This window comes from Acidisphaera rubrifaciens HS-AP3, from assembly GCF_000964365.1.
GTDB lineage: Bacteria > Pseudomonadota > Alphaproteobacteria > Acetobacterales > Acetobacteraceae > Acidisphaera > Acidisphaera rubrifaciens.
The window spans coordinates 1-10,500 of sequence record NZ_BANB01000039.1; the positions used below are offsets into that span (position 1 = coordinate 1).

The window sequence follows — 10,500 nt, forward strand, 5'->3', positions numbered from 1 at the left end:
CCGGCGTCGGCCCCACCGTCATCGCCGCGAGCGCGAGGCACAGGGCGGCCGCCGGGGCGGCCGCCGGTGTCGCCGCGCTAGGCCGGGTGCCCATCCGGGTCTTGGTCGGTCTTTTCATGTTGGTCCCTCCGGTGCACGAGGCTGAAGACGACCGGCACGAAGAACAGCGTCGAGACGGTCGCGAACAGCAACCCGCCGATGACGGCGCGGCCGAGCGGCGCGTTCTGCGCGCCCCCCGCGCCGAGGCCGAGCGACATCGGTCCCATGCCGATGATCATCGCCGTCGCGGTCATGATCACCGGCCGCAGCCGCCCCTGACCGGCCTTCAGCGCGGCGGTGACGGCATCGCGGCCGGCGGCCAGCTCCTCGCGCGCGAAGCTGATGACCAGCACGCTGTTCGCGGTGGCGATGCCCATGCACATGATCGTGCCCGTCAGCGCGGGCACCGAGATCGGGGTGAAGGTGATGAACAGTGCCCACACGATGCCGGCCAGCGCCGCCGGCAGCGCGGTGACGATGACGAAGGGATCGAGCCAGGACTGGAAGTTGATGACGATCAGCAGATAGACCAGCAGGATGGCGGCACCGATGCCGGGAAACAGCAGGGAGTAGGCGGTCTCCATCGTCTCCACCTGCCCGCGCACGGCGACGGAGCTGCCCTGTGGCTTCTGCTTGGCGGTCTGTTTGAGGATGTCCTGGATGTCGTCGTTGATCGAGCCGAGGTCGCGGCCGCTGTAGGTGGCATAGATGTCGACCACCGGCTGCACGTTGTAGTGCGACACGATGGCGTCCGCCGGGCCGCGTTCGAAGGTGGCGAGCGCGCCGAGGATCTGCTTGTCGGCGCCGCCCTGTCCGGTGATCGGGATGTTGGTCAGGTCCGACAGGGAGTCGACGCGGTACTGCGGTGTCTGGGCGATGAGCGGGTAGGACACCCCGGATTTCACGTCGAGCCAGAAGTTCGGCTTCACCTGGAAGCTGCCCGAGAGCACCGAGAGCAGGCTGTCGGCCACGTTGCTTTGCGTCAGGCCGACCTGCTGCGCCAGGGTGCGGTCGACCGCCACGTTGATCTCCGGGTAGTCGAAGCGCTGCTGCAGCCGGGCATCGACGACGCCGGCCACATGCTTGAGCCGATGCAGCAGCTTGACGGCATAGGCGTGGTCCGCCGCCTCGTCGCTGCCGCTGATCTGCAGGTCGATCGAGGAGGGGGTGCCGAAGTTCAGGATCTGCGAGGTGATGTCGGCCGGCAGGAACGCGAACGTGGTGCCGGGGAAGTCGCGCGGGAGCACGTGGCGCAGCGTCCGGATGTAGCCGAGCGTGGAGCCGTGGCTCGGCCCCATGGTGACGATGATGTCGGCGTCCTGCGGTCCGATCGTGCCGGTGTTGGAATAGGCCATGTTGAGGCCGCTATACGGCAGGTCGATGTTGTCGGTGATCGTCTTGATGTTCTTGGGCTGAATGATCTGACGGATCTTCTGTTCGATCTCGTCGCAGAGGCGGGCGGTGTCCTCGATGCGGGTGCCGCTGTGGGCGCGGATATGCAGCGCGATGCTGTCGCCGTAGACATGCGGGAAGAAGTCGCGCCCCAGCCACGGTTCCAGCACGGCGATGGACGCGAGGCTGAAGGCCAGGAACGCGCCGACGAAGATCCAGGGACGGCCCAGCGCGCCCTCCAGCAACCGGCTATGCGCCTCGCCCAGACGCTTGAACCCGCGTTCGAACCATTGCTGGAAGCGGGTGAGGGGGGTGACGAGGCGACGATACAGGCTGCGACGGCGCGGCGGCCCGGCATCGCCGTCCTTTTCCTCCTTCTCCGTCAGCAGATACATCGCGGCCGTCGGCACGAGGGTGCGCGACAAGACGTAGGAGGCGAGCAGCGCGAGGATCACCGCCAGCGCGAGCGGGGTGAACAGGTAGTAGGACACGCCGCTGAGGATGAACATCGGCACGAAGACGATGCAGATCGATAGGGTAGAGACCAGCGCCGGGAGGGCGATTTCCTTGCCCGCCGCCAGGATGGCGTCGCGCAGATTCTTGCCTTCCTCCAGGTGGACGCTGATGTTCTCGATCATCACGGTGGTGTCGTCGACCAGGATGCCGACCGCCAGCGCCAGCCCGCCCGCCGTCATCGTGTTGAGGCTGTCGCCCATACCCCACAGCACGCAGATCGACACCAGGATGGCCAGCGGGATGGAAACCGCGACGATCACGGTCGGGCGCCAGCTGCCGAGGAAGAGCAGCATGAGCAGCGCGGTCAGGCTGGCGGCGATCGTGCCCTCGCTGACCACGCCGTCGATCGCGGCCTTCACGAAGCCGGACTGGTCGCCGACGACGCTGATGTTGAGCCCCTTCGGCATCCCTTCCTTAAGCCGCGGGATGCGCGACTTCACGCCCGAGGTGATCGACAAGGTCGACGCCGTGCCGATCTTGTAGACGGGCAGCAGCACCGCGCGGTCACCGTTGTCGCGCACCAGATTTGTCTGTGGCGGCGCGCCGTTGTGGACGAAGGCCACGTCGCGCATGTAGATGACGGTACCGTTGACCCGCTTGACCGGCAGGTCGTTGATCTTGTCGATTTCGGTCGGACTCGCGTTCAGCGCGACGTAGTCCTCGTAGGGACCGATCTTCTCGGTCCCGGCGGGTATCACCAGATTCTGATGCTCGAGCGCGGTGACGACCTCGGATGCCGAGACATTGTTGGCCTGCATCGCGGTCAGGTTCAGATCGGCCATGATAGACCGGTTCAGACCGCCGTACGGGGACGGGATCGATGCGCCGGCCACGCTCGCGAGCTGCGGGCGGATGAAGTTCTGCGCGAGGTCGAACAGCTTGACCTGCGGGACATGGCCCGACAGCGCGAGCTGGATCACCGGCACGGTATCGGCGCTGTAGCTGAGCACGAAGGGCGGCGTGATGCCGGGCGGCAGCAGCTTCAGGACGGTCTGCGCGACCGCCGTCGTCTGCGCCAGCGCGGTGCTGATGTCGACGCCGGACTGGAAGTAGATCTTGATGATGCCGTAGCCGTCGAGCGACTGGCTCTCGATCGTCTTGACGTTGTTCACCTGTGTGGTGAGCGTCCGTTCGAAGTAATAGACGATGCGGCCCGACATGTCGGCCGGCAGCATCCCCGAATAGGTGAACACCACCGCGACGATGGGGATGTTGATGTTGGGAAAGATGTCGCGCGGTATTTCGATCACCGCCATGACGCCGAACAGCACGATGCAGATCACCATCACGAAGATGGTGTAGGCCTTGTCCAGCGCGACGCGGACGATCCACATGCCCTTACTGGCCCGGCTGCGGCATGTCGGCGGCGCCCCCGTTCGGCGGGGCGGGGTGGTGTCCGGCAACCCGCACCTGCTCGCCGGAGGCGAGGCTGTCCGGCGGGCTGTCGATCACCTCGTCCTTTGGGCCGATGCCGCTGGTGATTTCGACCTCGGTGCCGGTGTCGCGGCCGATGCGTATCTGCCGCAGGGCGACGCGGCCGTTGACAACGGTTGCCACTTGCATGCCGTGCTGCTGGAAGATCAGCGCGCTGGTCGGCAGGATCAGCGTGTGCGGATCGCTCCGCAGCTCGAACTCGACCGTCGCGTAGCTGCCCGGCGAGAGGGCGCCATCGGGGTTCGGGGCTTCCAGCTCCACGAGCATGGTGCGGGAGGTCAGGGCGATCTGATGCGCCGCGGTGATGACGCGCGCCGCGAAGACCCGATCGGGATAGTCGGGCAGACGCAGCCGCGCCTGCATGCCCACGTGGATCTGTGCCGTGTAGGATTGCGGCACCCGGACATAGACGCGCATCGCATGGATGTCGGCGACCGCGAAGAGTTCCGGGTCGGAGACGCCGTTCGCCCGGATCAGCGCGCCGACATCGGTCCGGCGGACCGTCACCACGCCGTCGAACGGTGCGATCAGCCGCTTGAAGGCCTCAAGCGCGTGCAGCCGGTCGACATCGGCCTGCGCCGCCGCGACGGCGGCGCGCTTGACCGCTTCGTCGCTGGTGGCGACATCGGTGCTCTGGCGGGAGACGGCGTTGGTGACGAGCAGATGCTGCCAGCGCGCCGCGGTGACCTCCGCTAGCTTTTCGTTGGCGACCGCCTCGCCCAGCGCCGCCTGCGCCTGACGAAGCTGCTGGTCGAGTTCCGGCGTGTCGATCACGGCCAGCAGGTCGCCGGCCTTCACCACGGCGCCGATATCCTTGTACCACATCCGCAGATAGCCGCTGACCTGGGCATAGATCGGCGCCTCGTACCAGGCCTGCACGTCGCCTGGCAGGCGCAGCACGGATTGCGGCGCGGTATGCCGCGGGGTGATCACGTCCACGGACGGCGTCGCGTCCTCGTCAGTCGCCTTGGCCAGCGCACTCTCGTTATGTGTTCTGATCAGGATGCCGCCGACGACGAGCGTTATCACGATGATCGCGGCCACGGCCGCGATGATCCAGCGGCGGCGACCCGTTCGCTTTTTCTGCGTATCAGCGGGCATGCGGGGTGAGGGCACCAGGGAAAGCGTGGATGCACGTTGGAGCGTGGCCGCGCGCGGCTAGTTGCGCGCCCCGTCTGCACATTGTCGTGCATAGCCGGATGATGTCATTCACGTAACGCGGGCGCGTCAGGCGCGAGAGCGGCGGGCGTCATCAACTTGCAGCGACGGGCGAACGGCGCCGGGCGGCGTCGCGTTATCGCGTCGGGTGGCCAGGGGACACGTTTTGCCAGTTCGTCGCGTCTCAAGACCGGTCACGCGGCTGCTGTGGCCCGGGCTATGCCCGATGGCGCTGTGCCTCATGCTGGGCGGTTGCGGCGTGCTGCATCGTGGGTTCCTGTCGCCGGCCGGGCCGGTCGCCGCCGCCACGCGCGACGAGTTCCTGTGGATCTGCCTGGTCATGCTGTTCGTGATCGGGCCCGTGGTCATCCTGGCGCCGCTGATGGCGTGGTACTATCGCCTCGCCAACACCCGTCGCGTCTATCGCCCGCAATGGGGATTCAGCTGGCCGCTGGAGGGGCTGATCTGGATACCGCCCTCGCTGATCGTCGTCGGGCTTGCGGTATATCTGTGGCGGGATACGCACCGGCTGGACCCGTACCGGCCGCTGCCCGGGCAGGCGATCGAGATCCAGGCGGTGGCGCTCGACTGGAAATGGCTGTTCATCTACCCGACGGAGGGGGTCGCGACGGTCAACCGCCTCGTCATCCCCGCCGGTCGGCCGGTGCATCTCAGCCTGACCAGCGGCACGGTGATGCAGTCCATCCTGATGCCGCGCCTGGTCGGCCAGATCTACGCGATGGCGGGGATGCGGACGCAGCTCAATTTTGAGGCCGACGCGCCGGGCACCTTCCTGGGCGAGAACGTGCAGTTCAACGGGCCGGGCTTTCAGGATCAGCGGTTCGAGGTCGCGGCCCTGGGTGCGCAGGCATTCGGGCAATGGCTGACGGCGATCAGGGCGCGGCCGGAGCGGCTTGACGCAGCGGCATATGCGACCCTGGCGCGCAGGTCCACGCTGTCGCATCCGCTCGCCTTCGGCGCGGTCGCGCCGGGGCTGTTCGGGCGCATCATCGCGGAGACCGTGCGCGACGGCGCGCACGAGGGACACGCGCTCGCGGCCAGGGGGATGGGGCAGCCATGAACGGGCCGGACATCTGGCACATCCTGCTCGGCAACCTTGGCTGGGGCGCGCTGCCGTTCGTGCGCGCCTGGCGCGACCCGAGCGTGAGCGAACTGATCGGCGCCGCCGCCGGGTCCGTCGTCGTCATCGGTGCCGTCGCGGTGCTGGCGCTGCTCACCTGGGCGAAGGCGTGGCGCTATCTGTGGACCGAGTGGGCGACGAGCCTCGATCACAAGAAGATCGGCATCATGTACATCGCCCTCGCTGGGGTGATGCTGACGCGCGCCCTGATCGAGGCGGTGCTGATCCGCACGCAGCAGGCGACGGCCATCAATGCGCCGGGCCTGGTCGAGCCGGGCCATTTCGCCCAGCTGTTCACCACCCACGGCAGCATCATGATCTTCTTCATGGCGATGCCGTTCCTGACCGGGCTGATCAACTACGTCGTGCCGTTGCAGATCGGCGCGCGCGACATGGCGTTTCCCTACCTCAATTCCGTGGGCCTGTGGCTGACGGTGGGGGGTGCCGCGCTGATGATGGTGTCACTGGTGATCGGCGCCTTCTCCACGGGCGGATGGAGCGGCTATCCGCCCTATACCGAGCTGGCGTTCAACCCCGGGGTGGGGCCGGACTACTGGATATGGGCGGTGACGCTGTCCTCGGTCGGCAGTACCACGGCGGGTATCAACATCGCCTGCACGATCTACAAGATGCGCGCGCCGGGCATGGGCTGGATGCGCATGCCGATGTTCTGCTGGACCTCGCTGTGCACGGCGATCATGATGATTTTCGCGATGCCGCCGCTGACGGTGGCGACGCTGCTGCTGGCCGCGGACCGCTATGCCGGGATGCATTTCTTCACCAACGGCCACGGCGGCGACATGATGAACTATGTCAACCTGTTCTGGCTGTTCGGCCATCCCGAGGTCTACATCCTGATCCTGCCGGCCTTCGGCGTGTACTCGGAGGTGGTTTCGGCCTTCTCGTCGAAGGAGCTGTACGGCTACACCTCGCTGGTGATCGCGACGGCGGCGATCGCGGTGCTGTCCTTCACCGTCTGGCTGCATCATTTCTTCACGATGGGCCAGAGTGCCGACGTCAACGCGGCGTTCGGCATTGCCACCATGGCGATCGGCGTGCCGACCGGGGTGAAGATCTACGACTGGATTTGGACCATGTTTCGTGGCCGCGTGCGGCTCACGCCGCCGATGCTGCTGTCCATCGCGTTCATGGTGACCTTCACGCTCGGCGGCTTTACTGGCATCATCCTGGCGACGCCGCCGCTCGATTACGTGCTGCACAACACGCTGTTTCTGGTCGCGCATTTCCACAACATGCTGATCGGCGGGCTGCTGTATGGGTTGATCGCCGGCTACATGTACTGGTTTCCCAAGGCATTCGGCTTCCGCCTCAACGAGCGGTGGGGGCGTATTTCCGTCGTCTGCTGGGTGGCGGGGTTCTATCTCGCTTTCATGCCGCTGTACGTGCTTGGTGCCGCCGGCATGGCGCGGCGGACGCAGGAGGTTTTCGACCCCGCGTTCCGGCCGTGGCTGCTGATCGCCCTGTGCGGCGCGGCAACCCTGTTCGCCGGCCTGATCTCGCTGTTCGTGCAGCTATATGTCAGCATCCGCGACCGCCACGCCAACCGCGTGCCCGTGGGCGATCCGTGGGATGCGCGCGGCCTGGAATGGTCGGTCGCAGCGCCGCCGCCGGAGTGGAACTTCGCGTCGATCCCGCATGTCGGCCGGCTGGACGCCTTTTACTGGCGCAAGCGCAACGAGGGTGCCTATCACCCCGCGGACCATTATCACGACATCGAACTGCCGAAGGAGTCCGCCTGTGGCGTGATCATCGGCGTCGCCGCGGCGGCGTGCGGTTTCGGTCTGGTGTGGCACATCTGGTGGATGGCGGCGCTGTCCCTTTTCGTCATCTTCGTCACGACCATCGCGCGTTCGTTCATGCGCGACGTGACGAAGATCATCCCGGCCGAGACGGTCGAGGCATTCGATCGAGAATGGCTGGCGCAGGCGCGGGCAGCGCACCCCGTGCCGCGGCAGCTTGAGCAATCCGAGATCAACGAAGGGCTCGCCGAATGGATCGCGTAGCCCCCCCGCTGCGTCATCCCGGGCTGAACCTCGCCGACGATCCGCGCGACACGCGCCGCCGGTTCGAAAGCGACGTGTTCGGCTTCTGGATTTTTCTTATGAGCGACGCGGTGCTGTTCGCGCTGCTGTTCGCCATCTACGGCACGATGCTGCGCGGCACGGCGGGGGCGCCGGGGCCGGCGGACGTGTTCAAGATCGGACCGGCGTTCATAGAGACGCTGTTGCTGCTGACTTCCTCGACCACGTTCGGCATGGCGTCGATCGCGCTGAAGCGGGACGCCGGGGCGGGGGCGTTGGTGGGATGGCTGATCGTGACCCTCGGGCTCGGCCTCGCGTTCCTCGGCATGGAGGCGCATGATTTCGTCACCATGGCGGCGGCGGGCGCGACGCCCGAACGAAGCGGGTTCCTGTCCGCGTTCTTCGTGCTGGTCGGGATGCACGGGCTGCATGTCACGATCGGCTCCATCTGGCTGTGCGTGATGCTCCTGCAACTGGCGACCATCGGGCGCGACCGGGGGGTGAAGCTGAACCTGCTGCGGCTCGGCCTGTTCTGGCATTTCCTCGACGTGATCTGGATCGCGATTTTCTCGGTGGTCTATCTGCAGGGGTTGATCCGATGACGCCGCGCGCGATCGAACGTCGCGAGACGTTGACCTATGTGGTCGGCTACGCGCTTGCCCTGTTGCTGACCGTCGCCGCGTTCGGGCTGGTGTATCTGCATTTGCTCGACGGGCGGGCGGCCTTCTACGCCGTGCTTGGCCTTGGGCTCGCGCAGATGATCGTGCATTTCCGGTGCTTCCTGCATATCGACCTGCAGCGATCCGCGCGGGCGGATTTGCAGCTGATCCTGTTTTCCAGCCTGATCGTGGCGCTGATGGTCGGCGGGACGTTGGTCGTCCTGTTCAACCTGCGCACGCGGATGATGTAGGGATGCGCAGGGTGGGCCATCCGCGCGTTCCGGCACGGCGGGCGGGCGCGTGAGCACGGCGCAGGTCGTGATCCTGGTCGTGCGCTATGGCCTGGTCGTGCTGTTCTTTCCGGCGAGCGCGCTGGACAAGCTTCTCAATTTCCGGGGCGCGGTCACGCAGGCGCGGCAGGTGTTCAGCGCGCAGCCGGTCGCCGTCGCGCTGATCGTGATCGGTCTGGGGGTGGAGATCGTGATGCCGCTCGGCATTCTGACCGGCGTCGCCGACCGGTTCGCCGCCTTCGTGCTGGCGGGGTATTGCGCCGTCACCGCGATCCTGTTCAAGCGGTTCTGGGAGCCCGGCGATTTCTGGGCGGCGGGCGAGAGCAAGGCGCGCGACCTGTTCTGGGACTTCCTGAAGAACTTCTCCCTCGCCTCGGGCTTTCTGTTGATCGTGGTGGGGCTGGACGGGCAGGCGTGGCACGGCTTCCTCGTCGATCCGCTTGCGTCCTCCCACCCCTATGCCGCGCATGCGGCGGCACCGTGAGTGCGGGAGAGACGGTCATGCAGGCATCCAACGACGGCGCGCCGAAGCCGAGCGTTCCGTTCTGGCATCTGTGGACGGACGCGGCGGGGATCAGCCACCAGACACCGTGCACGCTGGACGACTTCGAGCTAAAGGGCGTCGGCGGTGCCGCGCCGCAATGGAACAACCGGCACGGAACCCACCCCTCGACGGTCGTGGTCACGGTGCAGCCGGTGGGCTGGGTCGGCGAGTGGCACGAGAACCCGGCGCCGCAATGGATCGTCGTGCTGTCCGGACGGTGGTTCATCGAGAGCATGGACGGCACGCGCATCGAGCAGGGGCCGGGCGAGGTGTCGTTCGGCGAGGATCAGGGCTGCGTCGCGACGGACGGGAAGAAGGGCCACCGGTCCGGCACGATCGGCGACGCGCCGGCGGTGCTGATGACCGTGCAGGTGCACGTCCCGCCGCGCCGGACGCCGTGCCATGCCATCTGATGCCGCAGGGCCGGCGCAGCGCCTGTCGGCCATCGCCGGCTTCCGGCTGGTGACGGCGGACCTGCCGCGCCTGTCGCGCTTCTACCGCGACGTGCTGGGGTGCGTGGCGGAGGGGCCGGAACAGGCGATCGACGACGCGGCGATGCGGCAGCTGGGGTTGCACGGGACCGGGCGGCGGCAGACGTTGCGGCTGGGGCGGCACGCGGTGTCGATCGACCAGTATGACCCGCCCGGACGGCCCTATCCGCCGGACGTCGATGCGGCGTCGCTTGCGTTCCAGCATCTGGCGCTGGTGGTGGACGACATCGCGTCCGCGTATCGGCGCGTGCAGGCGGCAACCGCGATTTCGGTGGGTGGCCCACAGCATCTGCCCGCGTCGTCGGGCGGCGTTCACGCGTACAAGTTCCGCGATCCGGACGGGCATCCGCTGGAGCTGCTGCAATTCCCGGCCGACGCGCCGGCGTGGCAGGGCGGGGGGGACGGCGCGGCCTTGATCGCACGCGGCATCGACCATTCCGCCATCAGCGTCGGCGATGCCGACGCGAGTACGACGTTCTATCGCGCGCTCGGGCTGATTCCGGGCGCGCGGACGCTCAACACGGGCCCGGCGCAGGACGCGCTGGACGGGCTGCGCGACGCGCGGGTGGTGGTGGCGCCGATGCGCCCGGAAGCGCCGACGCCGCATCTGGAACTGCTCGCCTATCGGGTGCCGCGCGGCGCGGCGGATGCGGCGCGGCGGGCGGACGACGTGGCCGCGACGCGCATCGTGTGGCGCGGAGCGCGGAGCGACATGCTGCGCGATCCGGACGGGCATTTGCACGAGGTCGCGGGTCCGGCGCGGACGGGACTTCCGTGACGGCGGCGGCGGCGCT

General features: G+C 67.4%; 9 protein-coding genes. 7 read left to right on the forward strand and 2 right to left on the reverse strand.

The window, feature by feature from the left end:
- Window positions 1-77 precede the first annotated feature (77 nt).
- Together B8460_RS01255 and B8460_RS01260 are read right to left on the reverse strand one after the other, a co-directional pair.
- Window positions 78-3,281 carry an efflux RND transporter permease subunit gene (locus B8460_RS01255; protein WP_048859754.1) on the reverse strand — a complete coding sequence of 1,068 codons (3,204 nt, stop codon included), beginning with the start codon at window positions 3,279-3,281 and terminating at the stop codon, window positions 78-80.
- Between the two features lie 4 nt (window positions 3,282-3,285).
- Entirely contained in the window at window positions 3,286-4,425 is a 1,140-nt protein-coding gene (locus B8460_RS01260) for an efflux RND transporter periplasmic adaptor subunit (protein ID WP_199445501.1), read from the reverse strand.
- Window positions 4,426-4,765: 340 nt separating this feature from the next.
- Here B8460_RS01260 and B8460_RS01265 point away from each other — a divergent pair, with 340 nt between their 5' ends.
- From B8460_RS01265 to B8460_RS01295, 7 genes are read left to right on the forward strand one after another with little or no spacing between them, the layout of a single operon-like run.
- On the forward strand, window positions 4,766-5,620 hold the full coding sequence (locus tag B8460_RS01265) for a cytochrome ubiquinol oxidase subunit II (protein ID WP_048859756.1): 855 nt from the start codon (window positions 4,766-4,768) through the stop codon (window positions 5,618-5,620).
- 23 nt (window positions 5,621-5,643) lie between these two features.
- Window positions 5,644-7,704, forward strand: coding sequence for a cbb3-type cytochrome c oxidase subunit I (locus tag B8460_RS01270; protein ID WP_048859761.1), 2,061 nt, complete (start codon window positions 5,644-5,646; stop codon window positions 7,702-7,704).
- Window positions 7,692-8,324, forward strand: a complete 633-nt coding sequence (locus B8460_RS01275) for a cytochrome c oxidase subunit 3 (RefSeq protein ID WP_084623094.1) — start codon at window positions 7,692-7,694, stop codon at window positions 8,322-8,324. The genes B8460_RS01270 and B8460_RS01275 overlap by 13 nt, the downstream gene beginning before the upstream one ends.
- Window positions 8,321-8,632 carry a cytochrome o ubiquinol oxidase subunit IV gene (locus B8460_RS01280; RefSeq protein ID WP_048859757.1) on the forward strand — a complete coding sequence of 104 codons (312 nt, stop codon included), beginning with the start codon at window positions 8,321-8,323 and terminating at the stop codon, window positions 8,630-8,632. Before B8460_RS01275 ends, B8460_RS01280 begins: the two co-directional genes overlap by 4 nt.
- A gap of 49 nt (window positions 8,633-8,681) precedes the next feature.
- Window positions 8,682-9,155 (forward strand): DoxX family protein, encoded by a 474-nt coding sequence (locus B8460_RS01285; protein ID WP_048859758.1) that lies wholly within the window; start codon window positions 8,682-8,684, stop codon window positions 9,153-9,155.
- A gap of 17 nt (window positions 9,156-9,172) precedes the next feature.
- Window positions 9,173-9,628 carry a cupin domain-containing protein gene (locus B8460_RS01290; protein ID WP_048859759.1) on the forward strand — a complete coding sequence of 152 codons (456 nt, stop codon included), beginning with the start codon at window positions 9,173-9,175 and terminating at the stop codon, window positions 9,626-9,628.
- Complete coding sequence (locus B8460_RS01295; protein ID WP_048859760.1) at window positions 9,618-10,484, forward strand: VOC family protein; 867 nt, start codon at window positions 9,618-9,620, stop codon at window positions 10,482-10,484. The genes B8460_RS01290 and B8460_RS01295 overlap by 11 nt, the downstream gene beginning before the upstream one ends.
- The last annotated feature ends 16 nt before the right edge of the window (window positions 10,485-10,500 follow it).